The organism is Streptosporangium sp. NPDC023963 (assembly GCF_040639135.1).
In the GTDB taxonomy this organism is placed as follows: domain Bacteria; phylum Actinomycetota; class Actinomycetes; order Streptosporangiales; family Streptosporangiaceae; genus Streptosporangium.
Genome location: NZ_JBEZZK010000007.1, coordinates 20,440 through 40,424 on the forward strand (window position 1 = coordinate 20,440; position 19,985 = coordinate 40,424).

Genomic DNA, 19,985 nt, shown 5'->3' on the forward strand with positions numbered 1-19,985 from the left:
CCCCGGGCGCTCCCGCCCGGCTCACGGGGGAGGTCCGGGCCGCTAGGCCGGCCGCTTGCCGTGATTGGCCTTGCGCTTCTTGCGGGCCTTGGCCTTACGCGCTCGCCTGCCCATGCCGACCACCCCTTCACTGAGGTTCTCCGAGGTCCCGCCGAGTCCCGCGAGGTCTGGCCCCTCCCGGGGCCGTACGGGGCTCGATCTCACCGGCTCAGACCTTCACATTCCTCCCGGAACGCCGGTCGCACAAGGCCCGGACGACGATCCGTCCAACTCCGGTGGACCGCGTTCCCCCGGATTTCCCCGGCCTTTTCCTTGTCCTGACGTTCCGCCCGGCACGTGGACGCGTGATCGATTCCGCGCCCCGTCCCTCCGGCCCGGCACCGGCCGGGTTCTAGGCTCCGTCCCATGAGCGAGAAGCTGATGGCCCGCTGGCGATCCCTGGCCGGCCTCGGGGCCGATCCCCTCGGCGGCGAACTGATCACCCGGTACGACGAGCCGCACCGCAGATATCACACGACCGCCCACCTGGAGGCCGTACTCGACCACGTCGACGCCCTGGCCGGCCACGCCGAGCATCCGGACCTCGTACGGCTGGCGGCCTGGTTCCACGACGCCGTCTACGACCCCCGGCGCGGCGACAACGAGGAGCGGAGCGCGGGGCTGGCCGAGCGCGCGCTGCCGGAGATGGGACTGTCCGCGGAGGCCGTGGCGACGGTCGCCCGGCTGGTCAGGCTGACCGTCACGCACGACCCCGCGCCCGGCGACGCGGACGGGGCCGTGCTGTCCGACGCGGACCTGGCGATCCTGGGCGCGTCCCCGGAGGTCTACGCCGGCTACGCGGCGGCCGTGCGCGAGGAGTACGGCTTCGTCCCCGACGACGCGTTCAGGGCAGGGCGGGCCGCCGTGCTGCGCTCGCTGCTCGACCTCCCGGCGATCTTCCGCGTCGCCGATCTGGAGGAGGCGGCGAGAGCGAACATCGCGGCGGAGCTTGAGCGACTGTGAGCGGTTAGCCACCAATACTCAACAACGTATCCTGGTAATGCCGTAGTATTTTGGTGGAATCTGGTGGATTCAGGGGAGCGAGGGGAGCGAGGCATGCTTGCCCAGCAGCGGCAGCAGGCGATCCTGGAAAGGGTGCGCAGTAGCGGCGGGGTCAGGGTCGCCGATCTCGTCCGGGAGCTCGGCGTGTCCGACATGACGATCCGGCGTGACCTTGAGGTGCTCTCCGAGCGCGGCCTGGTGGAGAAGGTCCACGGCGGCGCCACCGCCGCCGGGCCCGGCTCGACCGAGGAACCGGGCTTCGCCGCCAAGTCGGCGCGCCAGCAGGCGGAGAAGGAGACGATCGCCCAGCACGCCGCCGGGCTCGTCCGGCCCGCCACGGCGATCACGCTCTCCGCGGGGACCACGACCTGGACGCTCGCCCACCACCTGGTCGACGTGCCCGAGCTGACCGTGATCACCAACTCGATCCGGATCGCCGACGTCTTCCACCGCTCCCCCAGGGCCGACCGCACGGTCGTGCTCACCGGCGGGATCCGCACCCCCTCCGACGCCCTGGTCGGCCCGGTCGCGGTCTCGGCGATCCGCGGGCTCCACGTCGACACCCTCTTCCTCGGCGTGCACGGGATGAGCGCCCGCGCCGGGTTCACCACCCCCAACCTGCTGGAGGCCGAGACCAACCGCGAACTGGTCGCCTCCGCGCACCGCCTGGTGGTGCTCGCCGACCACACCAAGTGGGGCACGGTCGGCATCAGCACCATCGCCCAGCTGGCCGAGGCCCACATCGTGGTCACCGACTCCGGCCTGGCCGGGGAGGCCCGCGAGGAGCTCGCCGCCTCGGTGGGCGAACTGATCATCACGGAACCCCAGTCAGAGAGCGAGATCGCCGGCCGATGAAACGCACGATCACCCACCTGGCCGACGGCCGGGAGCTCATCTACTTCGACCGGCGCGACGACGCCGACCGCGGAGCGGTCGACCGGCGCGACCTGCTGCCCCGCCCCGCCGCCTCCGAGCTGCGCTACGACCCGCTCACCGAGGAGTGGATCGCGGTGGCCGGGCACCGCCAGGGCCGCACCTTCCTGCCCCCGGCCAGCGAGTGCCCGCTCTGCCCCTCCACCCCCGGCAACCTCACCGAGGTGCCCGCCGCCGACTACGACGTGGTGGTCTTCGAGAACCGGTTCCCGTCGTTCTCCGCCCAGCCGGGCGAGCACCGGGAGATCGGCGGGCTGAGCGAGGTCCGGCCGGGGATCGGCAGGTGCGAGGTGGTCTGCTTCACCTCCGAGCACGACTCCTCATTCTCGCGGCTCTCCCCCGAGCAGGTCGAGCTGGTCATGGAGGCCTGGGTCGACCGTACGGCGGAGCTGTCGGCGACGCCGGGCGTGGAGCAGGTGTTCTGCTTCGAGAACCGGGGAGCGGAGATCGGCATCACCCTGGCCCACCCGCACGGCCAGATCTACGCCTACCCCTACGTGACCCCGCGTACCAGGCTGACCCTCGGGGCGGCCGAGCGCCACCGGGCGCGGACCGGCGGCAACCTGTTCGCCGACGTCCTGGCCGCGGAGCGGGAGGCCGGGATCCGGGTGGTGGGCTCGAACGAGCACTGGACGGCCTTCGTACCGGCCGCGGCGCGCTGGCCGGTGGAGGTCCACCTCTACCCGCACCGCCAGGTCCCCGACCTGGTCGCGCTGGAGGCCGAGGAGCGCGCGGCGTTCGGCCCCCTCTACACCGACGTGCTCCGCCGCCTCGACGGGCTGTTCGGCGTGCCCATGCCGTACATCGCGGCCTGGCACCAGGCGCCGGTCTCCACCGGCCGCGATCTGTCGTACGCGCACATGGAGCTGTTCAGCATCCGCCGCGCGCCGGACAAGCTGAAATACCTTGCCGGGTCGGAGTCGGCCATGGGCGCCTTCGTGAACGACGTGTCCCCCGAGGCGACAGCACAACTTCTGCGCTCTGTTGTCACGAACTGATTACCGCTCGGTCTCGTCTTGAGGTCGCATGACCTGCTGTTTACCACTACTATCCTTCCCACATCGGCTGTAAACGCTGATTTGCCTAATCCTGGGCGCCTCGCTCAGGAACCGGGGAACCACCGCACCTGGGGTGAAACCACTTCGGTGGAAGGGCTTCCTCCAGCCCGAACCCGTCAGCTAACCCGGTAGGCGGAAGGAGAGGAGAGTTCGTGGCGGCTTCGTCCCCCACGTTCCGTCGGCATGCCGCTGTGGTCCTCTGTCTGAGCTCGATCGCGGCGTTCACCATCGGTACTCCCACCGCGGGAAGCGCGGAACCCAAACCGACCGAGGCCAAGCTCCGTGCCGACCTGGCCAAACTCGGCAAGAAACTCGACGGGCTGATCGAGACCTACGCGGCCAAACGCGAGTCCCTCAAGAAGGCGCAGAAGGCCGAGGCCGTCGCCAAGCAGAACCTGGGCAAGGCCGAGGAGGTCTACGTCGAGGCCAAGAGGCAGGTCGACTCCATCGTCCAGCTCCGCTACCAGACCAGCAGCAGCGGAGGGCTGCCCGCGCTGATGTTCTCCGGCGACATGGGCGCCGCCGCGGTGATGGAACAGCTCACCGCCCAGCAGAGCGCCTATCTGGAGGGCTTCGCCGGCAGCCTCGAGCGCAGGAAGAAGGCGTCGGAGACGGCATCCAGGCTCACCGACGAGATCCGCGAGGAGGCCAAGGAGGTGGAGGGGCGGCGCGAGGAGGCCGAGGACGTGATCCGCGACGTCAAGGACAAGCTCGACCGGCTCGCCCCCACCGGTTCCGGCCGCCGCTCCGACGGCAGCTGGGCCCCGCAGCTCCCCACCGGTGCCGACAACATCACCGACCGCACCCGGATCATGCGCGACGCCGTCATGCGGCGCTTCAGCCTCCCGTACTCCGTGGGCTGCTACCGGTCCGCCAACGACGGCGGCGAGCACCCCCTGGGCCGCGCCTGCGACTTCATGATGAGCACCGGCGGCACGATGCCCTCGGCCGCCAACCTCGCGCTGGGCGACGAGATCGCCGCCTGGGCCCTCAAGAACAGGACCAGACTCGGCGTGAAGTACGTGATCTGGCGCCAGCGCATCAACCACGGCTCCGGCTGGCGCTTCATGTCCAACCGCGGCGGCATCACGGCCAACCACTTCGACCACCCGCACATCTCGATGTACTAGGACCCGTACGGACTTCGGATCTTCAGATGGGTTGATGGCGCTGCGGAGACGAAGACCGGCGAGGTGGCTCTCGGGAGTCATGCCGAAGCTGCTCGCCGAGCGGCCGTCCACGGCCGGGGCAGATGACCGGCGCGTGCTGATCCGATGCCAGACCGGGGGCGGCGCGGTCATCGAGGATCCTCCTTCGTCCAGGAGGCACATCACCGAACGCCGCGCACGCTCCGCCTCCGGGATCTTGCTGACACCAGGTCCTGCCGTACGGACTGCAGGCGACCCCGGCACCGCGCCGCCGGCCTACTCGTGGACCCGTCGGCCCTGCCCCGCGGGATCGGGCTCAGGCTGCGGTCCAGGCGTACGAACCGGGACCGGAATGTCCGGCCTCCGACCGGCGAGCACCCGTACGAGCAGGGCCGGCCGGCCGGGCAGCCACCAGTTCCATCGGCCCATCACCGCGACGAACGCCGGCAGCAGCAGCGCCCTGATCACGGTCGCGTCCAGCAGCACGCCCAGCCCGAGCCCCGTCGCGAACATCTTGATCTCCGGCTGCGGGGCCGCCGCCAGTGACCCGAACGCCAGGAACAGGATCAGCGCCGCGCTGGTGACCAGCCGTCCGGTCCGCCCCAGGCCCTCGACGACCGCCTCGTCGGTGGAGCCGGTCCGGTCATACGCCTCCCGCATCCTGGCCAGGATGAACACCTCGTAGTCCATCGACAGCCCGTACAGGAACGCGAAGATCATGACCGGGATGAACTCGGCGATGGAGCCCGTGCCGGCCAGCCCCCAGATCGGCTCGGAGCCGTAGCCGTACTGCCAGACGAGCACCACCGCGCCCATGGTGGCGCCGAGGGGGAGCACGTTGAGCACGATCGCCTTGACCGCCAGCAGCAGCGAGCGGAAAGCCCGTACGAGCAGCAGGAACGTCAGGACGGAGATGAGTGCGAGCACGGCGGGGAAGCCGCCGTAGACCGCGGCCACGAAGTCGAGGCTCTGCGGCCCCTCACCGGAGACCTGGGCGCCCGCGGGCACGGCCGCGCGGACCCGGGCGATCGTGGCCCGGCCCGCCTCCGTGCCCGTCTCGTCCGAGGGGACGACCGTGATCAGCGACGTTCCGCCGCTCCGCCAGCCGGGCGGGGCCACCGCCGTGCGCACGCCGGGCAGCTCCGCCAGGCGCGCCGCCCGCACGGCGGGATCGTCGCCGGGGGGAAGGATCACGTCGAGCGGGGTGAGCACCCCGGAGGGAATGCCCGCCCGCCGCAGCTCGGACAGCCCCTCGTAGGCGGGGCCGGTGCGGGGCAGGGAGTCGCTCACCGGCTGGCCGAGCTGAAGCGAGAACGCCGCGTAGCCGAGCGCGGCGAGCAGCGCGCCGGAGGCGGCCAGCCCGGCCCAGCGGAACCGGACCACGCCCCGGGCCCAGGCCTGCCACCGGCCGGTTTCTGCGGGGAGCCGACGGCGGGGCCAGTCGAGTCGCGCCCCGCCCTTGGCCAGCAGGACGGGCAGCAGGGTCAGTACGGCCGGCACGCTGACGAGCGGCACCATGATGCCGCCGTACCCGACGCTGCGCAGGAACGGCACCGGGATGACCACCATGGCCAGCAGGCCGATGCCCACGGTGACCCCGCTGACCACCACGGAGCGGCCCGCCGTCGCCATGGCGCGCTCGACGGCCGCCTCGCCCTCGTACCCGAGCGCGCGCTCCTCCCGCCAGCGGGTGATGAGCAGCAGCGAGTAGTCGATGGCCACGCCCAGCCCCACGAGGGAGACGATGAATTGCACGATCGTGTGCACGTCCGTCACACCGGTCAGGCCGTACACAGCCAGGAAGGTGACGGGGATCGACACGGCCGCCACCAGGAGGGGCACCAGCGCGAGCACCGAGCCGAACACGAACGCGAGCACGACCAGCGCCCCCACCCCGCCGATGAGCGTCTCGGCGAGCACGTCGACGCCCTTCGCCTCGGCTTCGGCCAAGGCCTCCATGCCGGTGACGCGCAGCGTCGCGCCCGGCATCAACGCCGGCCGTAACGCCTTCTCTAGCGGCTCGCTCAGGTCGGCGTTCATCCCGCGCGTGGGTTCGGTGAACACCAGCCCGTACGTGGTCCGCCCGTCGTCGCCGACGAATCGCGGGTCGGCCGTGTCGGCGTACGACACGACGCGCACGTCCATGGCCGAGACGGCGGCCGAGAACAGTCTGCCGATCTCCGCGCGCTGCCGGGCCGCCGTGCCGCCCTCCGGCAATGTGACGACGACGACGAGGGGCGGGTCGTCGCCGCCGGTTCCGTAGAGCCGGTGCATGGCCTGGTTGGCCTCGTACCCAAGTTGCCCGGGCTGGGCGAAGTCCTCCGTCAGCCGGTCGCCCACGGCGACGGTCGCGAACACTCCCGCTACCGTGACCGTCAGCCAGGCCAGCACCACCACCAGCTTGTGCCGCAGCACGAACCGTCCGAGCCGCGCGGTGAACCGGTCATCCAGATGATTCATGCGCCCAGTGCAGCAGCGTACTCTTCAGTTCCTCTGTGACAGAGTTCCTTGAGAACTCCACGGCAGACTGGCCGGATGAACGCTCGCATCCTTGTCGTGGACGACGACCCCCATCTCGCCGACCTCGTGGTGATGGCCATGCGTTACGAGGGCTTCGAGGCGGAGGCCGCGGGATCGGGGGGCGAGGCGGTCTCCCGGGTGGCCGTGAACACGCCGGATCTGCTCGTCCTGGACATCGGGCTACCCGACGGCTCCGGGCTGGACACCTGCAGGCGGCTGCGGCGGCTGGGACATCGGTTCCCGATCATCTTCCTGACCGCGATGGGCCGTACCGAGGACAGGATCGCCGGTCTCAGGTCGGGCGGGGACGACTACCTGACCAAGCCGTTCAGCCTGGAGGAGCTGATCGTGCGGACCCATGTCGTCCTGCGCCGCACGATGTCCGCCGACCGGCTCTCCTACGCGGGCCTGGAGATCGACGACGGCCCCCGCGAGGTACGCCGCGAGGGCCGCCTGATCGAGCTGAGTCCGAAGGAGTACGCGCTGCTGCGCTACCTGCTGGTCAACGCCGGGCGGGTGCTCACCAAACAGCAGATACTCGACCACGTCTGGGAGTCCGAGAACGGCGGCAGCGAGGGCCTCGTCCACACATACGTGAGCTACCTGCGCAGGAAGATCGGCGACCCGCCGCTCATTCACAACGTCCCGCGCGTCGGCTACATGCTGCGCCTGCCGCGATCGTGATCCGCACGCGGTCGCTGCGGGCGCGCCTGACCCTCACCGTGCTCGCCCTGCTGACGACGGGACTCATCGGCGTGCCTCTGGTGACGTGGGGCATCACCAGAGACGCCGGCGCGGAACGCGCCCGCGACCGGCTCGACCGCTTCGCCGCGGCCGTCACCCCGTTCCTCGCCGAGGACCGCTCGCCGGACGAGGGGACGGCCCGGTTGTTCTCCGCCGCGACGACCCCGGTCCTTCTCCAGGTGCGGGACACCCGCGGCAACGTGATCAGGACTGTTCTCTCCGCCGACGTGCACATCGGCGCCACCTCGCCCCGCCGCCCGACCGCCGCCGACCCGGACGGGGCCGTCTATGTACGCGAGGACGCCGCCCCCGACCTGGGCGGTCCTTTCGCGAGCGAGGACCAGTGGTGGCTGCGCCACTCCTGGCTGCCGGACGGCCGGATCCTGGTCACCGGGATCCGCACGACCGAGTACGACGCCGTCACGAAGCGGCTGACCGGCGTCTTCGCGGCCATCACGCTGCTCGTGCTCTGCGTGCTCGCCCTTGTCGCCTTTCGAGCGATCCGCCACGCGCTGCGCCCCCTGGACGACATCGCCGAGACCGCCCAGGCCATCGGCGGCGGCGATCTCACCCGGCGGGTCGAGCCGGCCGAGCCGCACACCGAGGCGGGCAGGCTCGGGCTGGCACTGAACGCGATGCTCGGCCAGATCGAGGCCGCCTTCCGCGAGCGCACCGCCTCGGAGGAACGGCTGCGCCGCTTCATCGCCGACGCCTCGCACGAGCTGCGCACGCCCGTGGCCTCCGTACGGGGGTACGCGGAGCTGTTCCGGCGGGGCGCCGCGAACCGCCCCGGTGACCTGGCCAAGACCATGGCCAGGATCGAGGCCGAGGCCGAGCACATGGGCGTCCTCGTGCACGAGCTCCTCCTGCTGGCCGAGCTCGACGAGCGGCGCCCGCTGGAACGAGAGCCGGTCGACCTCGCGGATCTCGCCGCCGAGGCCGTCGCCGCCTCCGCGGCCGTGGACCTCGGCCGTCCTCTCACCCTCCGGGCGACCGGACCCGTCCTCATCCGCGGCGACCGCACGCGCCTGCGCCAGGCCCTGGACAACCTGCTGGTCAATGTACGCGCGCACACCCCGGCGGGCACGGCGGCGACGGTGACCGTCCGGGCGGAGGGCGACGACGCGGTCGTCGAGGTGCGCGACGAAGGTCCGGGGCTGAGCGCCGTGCAGGCGGTGCGCGCCTTCGAGCGTTTCTACCGCGCCGACCCCGCCCGCCGCTCCGGCACCGGCCTGGGGCTCGCCATCGTCGCGGCTGTCGCCGCCGCGCACCACGGGCACGCCCGAGCCCTGCCGTCCGACTCGGGCGCCGTGTTCGAACTCCGGCTCCCGCGCGGGTGACCACCGAACCGGGCCGGCTCCACTGCCCCTGTTTCGTGGCCGCCCGTGGGAGCGCCGGAACCAGGTCACGTCCAGCGAGATGTCCGCGCGCTTCGCGGGCTTCCCGCTCGATGGTCTTCGGCCGGTACGCGATGGAAGGTGGGGCGGGCGTGTGCCCGGAGAACTGCGGTTGACGTGGCCTTCGACCGGGCCGGAGCTCCAGGGCACGGTGAGACCGGCGGTGACGGCGTCCTGGTCGCGGCGCAGGCGGCGAGCGTGAGACCTGCGGATACGGTCTCGCCGGAGCCTCAGACCGCGTAGACGGGTGCGAGGTCGACGAATATGCGGTAGTCCGAGATCAGGCCGTCGTCACGGGTGCGCCAGATCGACACGGCCACGACACCGGCGTCCTTGCCGTCGAGCCGCCGGTAGGTCACCTCGGTCTCGGCGATGATGTCGGCGTCCACCTGCCAGTTCCTGACGATCCGGTGCCGCAGGCCGCCGATGGTGGAGAAGAACGCCTGCAACCCGGCGGCGATGGTCTCACGTCCCTTCATCGGCTCGCCGTTGCCGAACACCAGCGTGGCGTCCTCGGCCAGCAACCGCACGAACTCGTCGGGGTCGAACGAGTCGACCGCCTGGAAAACGCGTCGCACCACGTCGTCGGTCATGCCGATCTTTCCTCACGCGGTCGGGATCACTGGTGGGGACGATACGGGGCGAAGAACGACGCGCAACTATCTCGAAGGTGGGTATCTCATCGCCGAAGGCTCGAATACCTACGAACCGTGACCTCGCGGCAGGATCCGGCACGGTGGCCATGCTGATGCACCGGGCCGGTATCAGAGCTCCTTCGGCCGGTCCGCGTCCTGTCCGGAGAGTCCGGGGGACTCACGGGACTCAGGGGACACGGGCCGCCCGGAGGACCTCGGGTGCTCGGGAGACGTCGCACGGTCCGGAGACGTCGCACGGTCCGGAGACGTCGTACGGTCCCGAGGCTCGGGAGCCGCGGGACGGCGGACGTAGACCGGGGTTCCCGTCGGGGTCATGTCGTAGAGCGCCTTGGCGTTGTGGAGCGGCACCCGGATGCACCCGTGGGACGCGGGATGCCGCGGGACCCGCTCCGAGCCGTGGAAGCCGATGCCCTCGTTGAAATAGATGGTGTAGAACTGGTCGCCCAGCGGCCCGCTGGTCCATCCGGGCGTCCGGAACCAGGCGCGGAAGTCTCCGGTGGGCGTGACGGCGACCCCGCAGTTGCCCTTCTTGCAGTAGTGCTCGCCGTTGCCGGTCGAGATGTGGGAGACCAGCGCGGGCTTGCCGTCCTGCCACGCGGTGAGCAGCTGGCGGCGCAGATCGATCTCCACCCTCGTGGGCTCCCCGTACGACACCAGCGGCTTGAGGCGCGCCGGGCGGGAGAGCGCCCGCCAGGTTCGCGGGTCGATCTGGTCGGCGGGAGGCAACCCGTTCGCCTTCTGGAAGGCCCACACGGCCGCGCGCAGCGCGGGACGGTACTCGTCGCCGGCCTCTCCCGGCCCGAATCCCAGCCGGTCGAGGCGCCGGTGGACCTCCTGGACCTGGGTCCCCCTGTCGCCGGGGCGAAGGAGGGGAAACCGCGACAGCGGGGTGTGCTCGGCACGAGGCACGGGAGGGCGTTCATGGGGAATGGGCGCCCCGGAATGCCGTGACGACACGCCCCCGGTGTTCGCGATACCGAATGGCAGGCACGCGGTGAGCGCGAGGGTCGAGTTCGCGATCAGGAGGCACGTGATGGTTCTCCGCATTTTTTAACGCCTATCCGCTCTCGGACGAGATCCGCTAGAAGGAATACGAGTACTTGCGATCCTCTATGGCCGCACGCACCAGACCGACGGCCTCCTGGGCGCAGCCCCAGGAGAAACTGAATCCGGCTCCGCCGTGCGCGAAGTTGTAGACGACCTGTTCTTCGTCGTCCCATTCAAGACAGACGTTCTCGTTCCGGAACGGCCGCAGCCCCACCCGTACCGGCTCGTCGGGATCCAGCCTGGCGTGCCGCAGCGCGGGCATGAAGGCCAGGCACCGCTCGTACATCTCCCGTACGGGCGCGTGGTTCTCCAGGTCGATCCCGGTGTCCCACTCGTCCTTCTCCGCCAGTCCCCCGAGGACGAGGAGCCTCGGATTGCGCGGCACGATGAAGACGATGTCCTGCTCGTCCTTGTTCTGCTCGTCGTGGGAGACGCAGTGGGCCTCACGGATCCGGCGGCCGCGCAGCCCGTCGTTGCGGACCCGTACCAGCGCGCCGCGCAGCGGATACATGCCTATGCCGCGGAGCCCGGCGGTGCCGAGACCGGCGCAGCAGACGATCACCTCGGCGCCGAAGCGGTCGAGGAGCTCGGCCTTGCGCTCGGCGAGCAGTCCCTCGACCCGGTACCGCTCGACCCGCACACCGTGGATTTTGACCTGCCGCATCAGCCACGCCATGTACTGATCGGTGTCGATCATGGGTGCCATGTGCGAGTACGCGTCGACCACGCCGTAGTCGGGACTGACGCCGTTGCGTTCGGCGAGCGACCGGTCGCGGACGAAGCCGCGTACCTTCCCCGCGAGTTCCTGCATCTTGTGGAGATCGTGCGGACTCGCCTCGACGGGGTGCTTGAAATAGAAGTTGGACCTTCGCATGGCCACCCCGGGAACCTTGGCCCGGGCCAGCCTCTCGAACATCTCGTACGAGGTGACACACCAGTTCTTGGAGCGGGCGAGGGAGATCTGGTCGTGGTGGTAACCGCACACCGCCGGCGGCCACTCCCACAGCGCGCCCGCGACGACCGAGACGATGTCGGGCGCGAATCTCTCCGCGATGACGGTGACGCGAAACCCTTCCCTGGCCAGGCACAAAGCAGTGGTCAACCCGCTTACCCCGGCCCCGACGACAAGTATCTTCTCTGAATTCGCGCGCACCTGGGAACGCCTTCTTTCCGGATCCATCCAGCTCGATCACTTTCCGGCGCGACCGACCGCGGGAGGCCGTCACGACGAACACCGAAACCCCTCCACAGTAAATCGGGAAACCGGCGAATCCCGGAATGGCGGCGAACACGAAACGGGAGAGGACCGGCGGCGGGCCGATGGAAAACCATTACCGACCGAGGAAACAATCTGGATTGAACGGGGAAAAGCCGCACTCGCCCTGAATCATCCGATGACAAATTTTTGGCCGCGTGCCGGATTTTCATCACCAATCCACCGATCGACCCGGGCGAATATTGACACCTCCTTAGTCGAGTCCGGGTCGCCGGGGCGGGCCGGCCGGGGTCATGGCGGGTTGGATTGCCTGCTTTGCTCTGCGGACTCGCCTATATGCCCTCGGTGGGATTGTTGAGGGCAGGTGGACGGCCGAGTCTCACTTGTTGTAGAACGTGGTGACTGAACGGCGAGTAGTACCGACATATACCGATGCGTAAGTGTCCTCCGGTACGCGGCGACGCTGTCCTCAGGTACGCGGCGACGCGCGGACGCCTCGCGATCAGCCGGGAGGAAACCGGGAGAAAAAGGTATGACAGCGGGCCCGCGCGCCGACAGGATGGGACTCCATGACCGACACACGCGTTGACCCCGCCTTCATCGCCGACGAGAGCACCATGTTGCACTCCTGGCTGGACTGGCACCGGGAGACCCTGGCCGTGAAGTGCGCCGGGCTCTCGGACGAGCAGCTTCGCCTGCGTTCCGCCGAGCCGTCCACGCTCTCCCTGCTGGGCCTGGTCCGCCACATGGCCGAGGTGGAGCGCAACTGGTTCCGCAACGTCCTCAACGGCGAGGGCGTCGCCCCGTTCTACTATTCCGACGACGACCCCGACGGCGACTTCGACACCCTGGAGACGAGCACGGCGGAGCAGGCGTTCGCCCGCTGGCGGGGCGAGATCGCGCACGCGCGCGAGCTGTCCGCCGGGCTTCCCCTGGACACCGTGGGAAAGACGCGACGCCACGACCATGACGTCTCCCTGCGCTGGATCCTCGTCCACATGATCGAGGAGTACGCCCGGCACAACGGCCACGCCGACATCATCCGCCAGCGGATCGACGGGGTCACCGGGGAGTAGTGCCGACCTTCGGGACGCACACCTCCACCGGGGCGGACAGGTGACGTACGCCTCCACCGGTGTGGAACAGCCTCCACCCGCGTGAACAGGCGACGTACGCCCCCACCGGGGCCGGCAGGCACGGAGCGCGGGCGGATCCCGTGGAGAACGGGCCGGTCCCGTGGAGAACGGGCCGGTCCCGTGCAGGACGGGCCGGTCCCGTGCAGGACGGGCCGGTCGCGGCGACGGCCCGATCAGCCCGGGGTGGAGGTCTCCACGAGCGTCTCGGCGATCATCCGGTCGAGGTTGGCCAGGTTCGCCGGACGGGCGACGGCGGCCTCGGCGAAACGGTCGAGAAGCCGGGCGAAGACCTCGCGGTCCGGCTCGTCCCAGTCGGCCATCAGGCCGTCAAGGTAGGTGCGCCGGTGGCGGACCACCACCTCCAGCACGCGGCGGCCCCGCTCGCTCAGCACGAGCCGGGCTCGCCTGGCGTCCACGGCCGACTCCTCGCGCTCCACGAACTCCGCGCCGACCGCGTCGTTGACCAGTCTGCTGGCCGTGGAGGGGTCGACGCCCAGTTGCTCGGCGACGGCGCCCACGGTCACCTCCGGCACGTCCAGGCTCAGCTTGTGCACGGCGTGCACGACCATCACGTTCGACATGTGCACCGGTCGCTGCGGCTCCCCGGCCTTGCGCGCGCGCAGTGGCCGCGACCAGATCCGGCGCAGCCGGAACAGGGCCACGTCGATCATCGCTCCAGGCGTTCCCTCGTTCACGGCGTCACACTAACCCCTGTGCGCGGATGTGCCGTGTCTCCCCGTCGTCTCCCCGTCGTCTCCCCGTCCCCGGCCCCCGGCACGCCGCGCGGGCCGCGCCACGCCGGAGGTCACCACCCGTGGACCCGTGGCGGGCAGCGCGGCGCGTACGGCACGACGGTCCGTGCGGAACCGGGGCGAGGGGTGGGGAACGGTCAGCCGGACAGGCGGACCGGGTTGACCAGGTCGGCGTACATCAGCAGGCCCGCCATGATGATCATCAGGAAGGCGATCGCGTAGGTGAGCGGAAGCGCCTTGGCGATGTCGACGTGGCCGGGCGCAGGGCGGCGGGCGACGCGGGCGAAACCGCGCTTGAGCCCTTCCCACAGACCGCCCGCGATGTGGCCGCCGTCCAGGGGAAGCAGCGGGATCAGGTTGAACAGGCCGATCGCCAGGTTGAAGCCCGCCAGCAGGTTGATGAAAACGACGATCTTGTTTTCCAGCGGGATCGCGGCGGCGGCGATCTCACCGCCGATGCGGCTGACGCCGATGACACCGATCGGGCCGTTCCTGTCGCGCTCGTCCCCGGAGAAGGCGGCGTGCCAGACGCCCACCATCTTCTCGGGGAACCTGAGCAGCGAGGCGGCGGTGGCCGAGGTGAGGTCCCCCATGTGCGCGGCCACGGCGCCGAAGCTCTGCTGCTCGATGACGATCTTCGGGCTCACCCCGAGGTATCCGACACCCTTTTCGATCTTTCCGGGCTCGTCCAGCGACTCGCGGTCCTGGGCGATGAGGCTGGCGTTGACGGTCAGATCCTGACCGGCCCGCCTGACGCCGATCGCGATCGGGCCCGCGCCGTGGTCGCGGATGGCCCGCGTCGCGGCGTCCCAGCTCGTGGCGGGCCTGCCCGCCACGGACACGATGACGTCTCCCGGCCTCAGCCCCGCCGCGCTGGCCGGGCTGGGCTTGTCGGCCGCGGTGCACTCGGGGTTCTTCTCGTATTCGGCGGCGGTCTTCACGCACTGCGGGATCGAGGCGATCTCGGTCTTCTGCGTGGGGATGCCGAAGCCCATGAGCACGACGCCGAACAGGATGAACGCCAGCACGAAGTTCATCGCCGGGCCGCCGGACATGATGATGACCTTCTGCCACCAGGGCTTGCGGTAGAACACCCGGTTCTCGTCGCCCGGCCGCACCTCTTCCAGGGCGACGTCGCGGGCGTTCTCGATCAGGCCCTGCCAGGGGCCGGTGGAGACCGAGCGCACCTTGCCGGGGGCGTCGGTGGGCCGGGGCGGCAGCATGCCGATCATGCGGATGTAGCCGCCGAGCGGGAGCCACTTGATGCCGTACTCGGTGTCGCCTCTGCGGCGCGACCACATCGTCGGGCCGAACCCGACCATGTACTGGGTGACCTTGACACCGAACAGCTTGGCCGGCACCAGGTGGCCGATCTCGTGCAGCCCGATCGACACCATCAGTCCCACGAGAAAGACGATGACCCCGACCACGGAGAGCCAGCTCACAGGATTCATACCCCCATCGCGGTTTCACCGACAATGCCCCATAAGAGGTTAGCCCAAGTATCCGGCCCCCACGCCGCCGCGGAAAGTGGCGTTCCCGGCCGCTCCCCCGGCCGGGCCGTTCGGGGCCCTTTGCCGATTGGACACACTCCGTTGACATTCAGCGATCGCACGAACACTCTTTGATGAAGGTGAGGGCGGGAGAGAGGAGCGTTTTGATCGGGATCCTGGTTGCCGAGCATCTTCCCCTGGTCCGGCGCGGACTGGTGGCGACGCTGCAGAACGAGAACGACATGAAGGTGGTGGCCGACGTGGCCGCCGGGGAGGACGTGCTTCCCGCCGTGCTGCGGCACGCGCCGGAGACGGCGGTCATCGATCTCGACCTGCCGGACGTCGGCGGTCTCACCACCGCGCTCCGGCTGCACGAGGAGGCTCCCGGCTGCCGGGTCCTCCTGCTGTCGCGCGACCCCAGCCCCGGCCAGGTACGCCGGGCCTTCGCCGCCCACGCGCTCGGGTTCATGGGCCTGGAGGTCGGCCCCGAGCAGCTGGCCCACGGCGTCCGCCAGGTGGCGGCCGGCCGGCGGGCGGTCGACTCCGAGCTCGCGGTGGCGGCCCTGAGGTCGGCGGAGAACCCTCTGACCCGCAGGGAGCTCGACGTGCTCCGGCTGGTCGCGCAGGGGGCCAGGTCCGGCGAGATCGCCGACCAGCTGTTCCTCTCCGTGGGAACGGTCCGCAACCACCTGTCGCGGATCATGTGCAAGACCCAGGCACGCAACCGTCTCGACGCCGTACGCATCGCCGGCGACTCCGGGTGGCTCTGAGCCCTCCCTCGTTCCCGGGAAGTCCCCGATCTCTCGTTCCCGAGGAGCCTCCCCGGGGAGACGCGCCTTCCCCAGGCGCCTCTCAGGGACGCCAGATGAGGATGAGGGCACAGTCGTCGTTGTGGCCCGACGACATGGAGGCCACCAGGTTGCGGGCACCGTCACGGAACCCCGAGGGCACCAGGCGCTCGGCCTCTCCCAGCAGGCGGTCGAGACCGGCGTCGATGTCGCGCCCCGGCTGCTCGATCAGGCCGTCGGTGTAGAGCATGAGGGCGTCGCCCTTGCGCAGCATCCCCCGGTCGGCCTCGCAGTGCAGGTCGGGCACGACACCCAGCACGACCCCCTTGGCCGGGGAGACCCGCCACGTCCCGGTGCCCGACTCGAACTTGACCACCGGGGGGTGACCGGCCGAGGTGATGACGTACTCGCCCGTCACGAGGTCGAGCCGGAGATGGACCGCCGTGACGAAGCCCTCGGCCTCGCGCTGGCGGTGCAGGTAGGTGTTGCAGGCGGGCAGGAAGTCAGCGACCGAGCCGAGCAGCCCGCCGAAGGTGCCCGACAGCAGCAGCGCCCGGGTGCCCGCGTCGACACCCTTGCCCGACACGTCGACCAGGGCGAGCTCCAGCGTGTCGTCCTCGCGCATGGAGACCAGGAAGTCGCCGCCGAAGGAGGAGCCTCCGGCCTGCTTGAGAACCACCTTGGAGCCCCACCCCTTGGGCAGCGGGGGCAGGTCGCTCTGGCTCTTGAGACGGTCGCGCAACTCCAGCAACATCACGTCGCCGCGCAGACCCTGCACACCGAGCTTGCCCCGGGTGCGGGCCATCAGCGCGGCCAGCACCGCGGTGAAGCCGAAGGTGACCAGCAGGCCGGGGCCGATGTGTCCCACCCCGCGCACCACGGCCACGTAGACCAGGGAGACCGCGACCGCGCACAGCAGCTTGGCGAGACTGTTCAGCCTCAGCTGGAGCCCCGCCACGAGGGTGACCGGGATCATGAGCGCCGGGGAGAACCACTCCATGGACACCCTGGCGGCCAGCCCGCCGATCAGCAGGGTCAGCAGCGTCAGGGTGATGAGCAGGTTCCGGTCGCGCGCCAGGGGGCCGCGCCGCAGGAAGCGCACGATGGGGACGAGAAGCGGGACGCGGACCAGGAACGCGCGGAGCGCCGGAGGGAGCAGCGGCACCGGACGGGAACTCATGATGCGCTCGACTGTATCTGGCCGCCCTCCCTTTGGGCAGCCCACTTGACCAACGCCTTGATCATTAAGCAGGGATATTAGATGGCCGGAACCGTTTGTCCCCTACTAGCGTTTGGAAGATGACTCTCAGCCTACGTCCGATCGGCGAAGCCGAATGGTCCGCTTGGAACACCGTGGACGAGGAGGCGTTCGGCTCCGCCACCCCGGAACACCGGCAGGAGATCTTCAGGCGCAACCTCGAGTTCGACCGCTCGATCGGCGTGTTCGACGGCGACCTGCTCGTGGGCACCGCCGCGGTGTACAGCTTCAGCATGACCGTGCCCGGCGGGCCGATCCCGGTCGGCGGCGTCACCGCGGTCGGCGTGCTGCCCTCGCACCGCCGCCGGGGCATCCTCTCCTCGCTGATGACCCGCCAGCTGTCCGACCTCCACGAGCGGGGCGAGGCCGTCGCCGCGCTCTACGCCGCCGAGGCCGCGATCTACGGTCGCTACGGCTACGGCAGGGCCGCGGACTGCATGGTCTTCCGGATCCCCACGGCGAGCGCGGCCTTCGCCCGGCACGCCCCGGCCGATCCCGCCCTGCGGCTGCGCGTCGTCAGGCCCGCGGAGGCCAGGTCCACCTTCGAGAAGATCTACGAGTCGGCGTTCGAGCAGCGTCCGGGACTGTACGCCCGCACGCCCGCCCGCTGGGACACGGTGCTGACCGACCGGGAGTCCGACCAGGGCGGCGCCGGTCCGCTGCGCGCCGTGGTCGCCGAGGACGACGGCGGCCCGCGCGGTTACGCGCTCTTCCGGATCAAGGCCTCCTTCGACGACCACGACCTTCCCGCCGGCGAGCTGCGGCTCAAGGAGCTGTTCGGTCTCGACCCCGCCGCCTACGCGCTGCTCTGGCGGCACGTCCTGGACCGCGACCTGGTCTCGCACGTCTTCGCCCAGAGCAGGCCCTCGGACGACCCGCTGATCCACCTGCTCGCCGAGCCGCGCCGGCTCCACGCGCTCTGGCTGGACGACCTGTGGGTCCGCGTCGTGGACGTCGACCGGGCCCTCGTCGCCCGCCGCTACAGCGCGCCGGTGGACGTGGTGATCGACGTCGAGGACACCCTGTGCCCGTGGAACGCGCGCCGCTGGCGGCTGACGGCCGACACCTCCGGCGCCCGCTGCGCGCCCTCCGACGACCCCGCCGACCTGACCCTGCCCGTCTCCGTGCTGGGCGCCGCCTACCTGGGAGGGCGGCCGCTGGCGGCGCTGCTGGCGGCGGGGGTGGTACGCGAGTCGCGCGCGGGGGCCCTGCGGGAGCTGTCCACCGCCATGTCGTGGGGCCCCGCCCCCTGGGGCGGCCTGGTCTTCTGACGACTCCTCGGTCTTCGGACGATCTGGACGATCTGACGGCTCTCCCGGCGACGGCCCCGGCCACTCCGGGCGGCCGGGACCGTTCAGGCCGGAACCGTTCAGGCCGGAACCGGTCGGGCCGGGACCGGTCGGGCCCGAACCGGTCAGGTTGGAGCCGGTCCCGAGCCGTTCAGGCCGGGGCGGGCCGGAGCGGGTTATGGTGGCCGGCATGGCACTGCAGAGCTTGCAGATCAACGCGATCACCGCGATGCGGGCGCGAGACGTCTCGCGCCCGTCACGGGAGCAGCAGGAGGCCGCGGACCGCCGCCCCCTGCGCGACGAGGCGCCCCGCAAGGAGCCGGCGCGCAGCGGGACACGCAGGGAGCCGCCGCGCGGGGAGGTTCCACCCCGCGAGCGCCACCGCTGAGGGCCTCTGAGGGATTCTGAGGGCCGCTGAGGGCCGCTGAGGGCTACGGCAGCGGCGGGAGCTGGCCGATGGTCTCGTACGAGGCGAGCTGCGCGATCCTGCGGTTGTGCCGCTCGGCCCCGGAGTAGGAGGTGCCGAGGAAGATCTCGACGAACCGGATCGCCTCCTCCGGCTCGTGCATCCGCGAGCCGACGCTGATGACGTTGGCGTTGTTGTGCTCGCGGGCGAGCCTGGCGGTCTCCTCGCTCCAGGCCAGGGCGGCGCGGACGCCGCGCACCTTGTTGGCCGCGATCTGCTCGCCGTTGCCCGAGCCGCCGATGACGACGCCCAGGCTGCCCGGGTCACCCACGACGCCCTCGGCCGCGCGCAGCACGAACGGCGGGTAGTCGTCCTCCGCGTCGTAGACGAAGGGACCGCAGTCCTCGACCTCGTGGCCGTGCTCCTTCAGCCAGGAGACGACGTGGTTCTTGAGCTCATAGCCGGCATGGTCGGCACCGATGTAGACGCGCACCCGCACAGTTTCGCAGGTGTACGCGGGCGGCTCCACCCGGCCCCCGGATAGAGTAATAGCCGCAATGCTTACAGAACCCTTACAGAGAGAGCCCCCACATGCGTGACATCCGAGTGGTCGGTGACCCTGTCCTGCGCACGCCCGCCGAGCCGATCATCGACTTCGACCGCGACCTGCGGCGCATGATCGACGAGATGTTCGCCGTGATGTACGCCGCCCAGGGCGTCGGCCTGGCCGGTCCGCAGATCGGCGTGTCGAAGCGGATCTTCGTCTACGACTGCAGCAACCGCAAGGGCCATGTGATCAACCCGGAGCTGACCGTGGACGACGACACCGAGGTCCTCGACGAGGAGGGCTGCCTGTCCGTCCCCGACCGCGGGACCGGCACCCCGATCTACGCCAGGACGCCCCGGGCCGCGGGGGTCACCGTGAGCGGCCTGGACCGGCTGGGACGGCCGATCCGGATCAGGGCCCGCGGCATGCTGGCGCGCTGCTTCCAGCACGAGACCGACCACCTCGACGGCAGGCTCTACGTGGACAGGCTGGCCAGGGACGCCGCCAGGAAGGTCCTGCTCCAGGCCCCCTGATCCCGGCGACGGCCGAAGCGGCC

At 70.5% G+C, this 19,985-nt stretch carries 20 protein-coding genes and 1 riboswitch; of the genes, 11 read left to right on the forward strand and 9 right to left on the reverse strand.

Annotation, left to right across the window (positions count from 1 at the left end; all coding sequences use genetic code 11):
• Nucleotides 1-42: 42 nt before the first annotated feature.
• Complete coding sequence (locus AB0F88_RS21925; RefSeq protein ID WP_362686807.1) at nt 43-204, reverse strand: hypothetical protein; 162 nt, start codon at nt 202-204, stop codon at nt 43-45.
• 201 nt (nt 205-405) lie between these two features.
• Between AB0F88_RS21925 and AB0F88_RS21930 the strand changes: the two genes are divergently transcribed.
• The 4 genes from AB0F88_RS21930 to AB0F88_RS21945 all read left to right on the forward strand — a co-directional run bounded on the left by AB0F88_RS21930 (nt 406) and on the right by AB0F88_RS21945 (nt 4,162).
• A complete protein-coding gene (locus AB0F88_RS21930; protein ID WP_362686810.1) occupies nt 406-1,002 on the forward strand; it encodes a metal-dependent phosphohydrolase in 597 nt (198 codons plus the stop codon).
• Between the two features lie 93 nt (nt 1,003-1,095).
• Nucleotides 1,096-1,896 carry a DeoR/GlpR family DNA-binding transcription regulator gene (locus AB0F88_RS21935; protein WP_362686813.1) on the forward strand — a complete coding sequence of 267 codons (801 nt, stop codon included), beginning with the start codon at nt 1,096-1,098 and terminating at the stop codon, nt 1,894-1,896.
• A complete protein-coding gene (galT, locus tag AB0F88_RS21940; RefSeq protein ID WP_362686816.1) occupies nt 1,893-2,972 on the forward strand; it encodes a galactose-1-phosphate uridylyltransferase in 1,080 nt (359 codons plus the stop codon). The genes AB0F88_RS21935 and galT overlap by 4 nt, the downstream gene beginning before the upstream one ends.
• Nucleotides 2,973-3,044: 72 nt before the next feature.
• A riboswitch (cyclic di-AMP (ydaO/yuaA leader) is annotated at nt 3,045-3,181 on the forward strand.
• 42 nt (nt 3,182-3,223) lie between these two features.
• Nucleotides 3,224-4,162, forward strand: a complete 939-nt coding sequence (locus AB0F88_RS21945) for a hypothetical protein (protein WP_362686819.1) — start codon at nt 3,224-3,226, stop codon at nt 4,160-4,162.
• Between the two features lie 294 nt (nt 4,163-4,456).
• Here AB0F88_RS21945 and AB0F88_RS21950 read toward each other — a convergent pair whose 3' ends face one another.
• Nucleotides 4,457-6,640 (reverse strand): MMPL family transporter, encoded by a 2,184-nt coding sequence (locus AB0F88_RS21950; protein WP_362686822.1) that lies wholly within the window; start codon nt 6,638-6,640, stop codon nt 4,457-4,459.
• 75 nt (nt 6,641-6,715) lie between these two features.
• On the opposite strand from AB0F88_RS21950, the gene AB0F88_RS21955 reads away from it, so the two are divergent.
• Together AB0F88_RS21955 and AB0F88_RS21960 are read left to right on the forward strand one after the other, a co-directional pair.
• Nucleotides 6,716-7,384 (forward strand): response regulator transcription factor, encoded by a 669-nt coding sequence (locus AB0F88_RS21955; RefSeq protein ID WP_362686825.1) that lies wholly within the window; start codon nt 6,716-6,718, stop codon nt 7,382-7,384.
• On the forward strand, nt 7,381-8,784 hold the full coding sequence (locus tag AB0F88_RS21960) for a HAMP domain-containing sensor histidine kinase (RefSeq protein WP_362686828.1): 1,404 nt from the start codon (nt 7,381-7,383) through the stop codon (nt 8,782-8,784). The genes AB0F88_RS21955 and AB0F88_RS21960 overlap by 4 nt, the downstream gene beginning before the upstream one ends.
• 287 nt (nt 8,785-9,071) lie before the next feature.
• On the opposite strand, the gene AB0F88_RS21965 is transcribed toward AB0F88_RS21960, so the two are convergent.
• From AB0F88_RS21965 to AB0F88_RS21975, 3 genes are all read right to left on the reverse strand, one after another.
• Nucleotides 9,072-9,434, reverse strand: a complete 363-nt coding sequence (locus tag AB0F88_RS21965) for a nuclear transport factor 2 family protein (protein WP_362686831.1) — start codon at nt 9,432-9,434, stop codon at nt 9,072-9,074.
• Nucleotides 9,435-9,605: 171 nt separating this feature from the next.
• A complete protein-coding gene (locus tag AB0F88_RS21970; RefSeq protein ID WP_362686834.1) occupies nt 9,606-10,406 on the reverse strand; it encodes a L,D-transpeptidase family protein in 801 nt (266 codons plus the stop codon).
• A 172-nt stretch (nt 10,407-10,578) separates the two neighbouring features.
• On the reverse strand, nt 10,579-11,724 hold the full coding sequence (locus tag AB0F88_RS21975) for an FAD-dependent oxidoreductase (protein ID WP_362686836.1): 1,146 nt from the start codon (nt 11,722-11,724) through the stop codon (nt 10,579-10,581).
• Between the two features lie 605 nt (nt 11,725-12,329).
• Between AB0F88_RS21975 and AB0F88_RS21980 the strand changes: the two genes are divergently transcribed.
• Nucleotides 12,330-12,836 carry a DinB family protein gene (locus AB0F88_RS21980; RefSeq protein ID WP_362686839.1) on the forward strand — a complete coding sequence of 169 codons (507 nt, stop codon included), beginning with the start codon at nt 12,330-12,332 and terminating at the stop codon, nt 12,834-12,836.
• 233 nt (nt 12,837-13,069) lie between these two features.
• Here AB0F88_RS21980 and AB0F88_RS21985 read toward each other — a convergent pair whose 3' ends face one another.
• Entirely contained in the window at nt 13,070-13,591 is a 522-nt protein-coding gene (locus AB0F88_RS21985) for a MarR family transcriptional regulator (RefSeq protein ID WP_362686842.1), read from the reverse strand.
• 194 nt (nt 13,592-13,785) lie between these two features.
• Entirely contained in the window at nt 13,786-15,102 is a 1,317-nt protein-coding gene (locus AB0F88_RS21990; RefSeq protein WP_362686845.1) for a site-2 protease family protein, read from the reverse strand.
• Nucleotides 15,103-15,305: 203 nt separating this feature from the next.
• Here AB0F88_RS21990 and AB0F88_RS21995 point away from each other — a divergent pair, with 203 nt between their 5' ends.
• Nucleotides 15,306-15,911 (forward strand): response regulator transcription factor, encoded by a 606-nt coding sequence (locus AB0F88_RS21995; protein WP_362686848.1) that lies wholly within the window; start codon nt 15,306-15,308, stop codon nt 15,909-15,911.
• Between the two features lie 82 nt (nt 15,912-15,993).
• Here the strand turns inward: AB0F88_RS21995 and AB0F88_RS22000 are convergent, their stop codons facing one another.
• Complete coding sequence (locus tag AB0F88_RS22000) at nt 15,994-17,109, reverse strand: PP2C family protein-serine/threonine phosphatase (RefSeq protein ID WP_362686851.1); 1,116 nt, start codon at nt 17,107-17,109, stop codon at nt 15,994-15,996.
• 119 nt (nt 17,110-17,228) lie between these two features.
• Between AB0F88_RS22000 and AB0F88_RS22005 the strand changes: the two genes are divergently transcribed.
• Together AB0F88_RS22005 and AB0F88_RS22010 are read left to right on the forward strand one after the other, a co-directional pair.
• Entirely contained in the window at nt 17,229-18,458 is a 1,230-nt protein-coding gene (locus tag AB0F88_RS22005) for a GNAT family N-acetyltransferase (RefSeq protein WP_362686854.1), read from the forward strand.
• Between the two features lie 208 nt (nt 18,459-18,666).
• Nucleotides 18,667-18,864: a hypothetical protein gene (locus AB0F88_RS22010; protein ID WP_362686857.1), complete on the forward strand. Its 198-nt coding sequence runs from the start codon at nt 18,667-18,669 to the stop codon at nt 18,862-18,864.
• Between the two features lie 43 nt (nt 18,865-18,907).
• On the opposite strand, the gene AB0F88_RS22015 is transcribed toward AB0F88_RS22010, so the two are convergent.
• On the reverse strand, nt 18,908-19,375 hold the full coding sequence (locus AB0F88_RS22015; RefSeq protein WP_362686860.1) for a ribose-5-phosphate isomerase: 468 nt from the start codon (nt 19,373-19,375) through the stop codon (nt 18,908-18,910).
• 98 nt (nt 19,376-19,473) lie between these two features.
• On the opposite strand from AB0F88_RS22015, the gene def reads away from it, so the two are divergent.
• The gene (gene def / locus AB0F88_RS22020; protein ID WP_362686863.1) at nt 19,474-19,962 is read left to right on the forward strand and encodes a peptide deformylase; all 489 of its coding nucleotides are present in this window, start codon (nt 19,474-19,476) and stop codon (nt 19,960-19,962) included.
• Nucleotides 19,963-19,985: the final 23 nt, after the last annotated feature.

Excerpts from the sequence above, each read along its gene's own strand:
- AB0F88_RS22005 (WP_362686854.1), top strand. The coding sequence starts at position 17,229 with ATGACTCTCAGCCTACGTCCGATCGGCGAAGCCGAATGGTCCGCTTGG.
- galT (WP_362686816.1), top strand. The coding sequence starts at position 1,893 with ATGAAACGCACGATCACCCACCTGGCCGACGGCCGGGAGCTCATCTAC.
- AB0F88_RS22000 (WP_362686851.1), bottom strand. The coding sequence starts at position 17,109 with ATGAGTTCCCGTCCGGTGCCGCTGCTCCCTCCGGCGCTCCGCGCGTTC.
- AB0F88_RS21975 (WP_362686836.1), bottom strand. The coding sequence starts at position 11,724 with ATGGATCCGGAAAGAAGGCGTTCCCAGGTGCGCGCGAATTCAGAGAAG.
- AB0F88_RS21950 (WP_362686822.1), bottom strand. The coding sequence starts at position 6,640 with ATGAATCATCTGGATGACCGGTTCACCGCGCGGCTCGGACGGTTCGTG.
- AB0F88_RS21965 (WP_362686831.1), bottom strand. The coding sequence starts at position 9,434 with ATGACCGACGACGTGGTGCGACGCGTTTTCCAGGCGGTCGACTCGTTC.
- AB0F88_RS21955 (WP_362686825.1), top strand. The coding sequence starts at position 6,716 with ATGAACGCTCGCATCCTTGTCGTGGACGACGACCCCCATCTCGCCGAC.
- AB0F88_RS21935 (WP_362686813.1), top strand. The coding sequence starts at position 1,096 with ATGCTTGCCCAGCAGCGGCAGCAGGCGATCCTGGAAAGGGTGCGCAGT.
- def (WP_362686863.1), top strand. The coding sequence starts at position 19,474 with ATGCGTGACATCCGAGTGGTCGGTGACCCTGTCCTGCGCACGCCCGCC.
- AB0F88_RS21990 (WP_362686845.1), bottom strand. The coding sequence starts at position 15,102 with ATGAATCCTGTGAGCTGGCTCTCCGTGGTCGGGGTCATCGTCTTTCTC.
- AB0F88_RS22010 (WP_362686857.1), top strand. The coding sequence starts at position 18,667 with ATGGCACTGCAGAGCTTGCAGATCAACGCGATCACCGCGATGCGGGCG.
- AB0F88_RS21980 (WP_362686839.1), top strand. The coding sequence starts at position 12,330 with ATGACCGACACACGCGTTGACCCCGCCTTCATCGCCGACGAGAGCACC.
- AB0F88_RS21930 (WP_362686810.1), top strand. The coding sequence starts at position 406 with ATGAGCGAGAAGCTGATGGCCCGCTGGCGATCCCTGGCCGGCCTCGGG.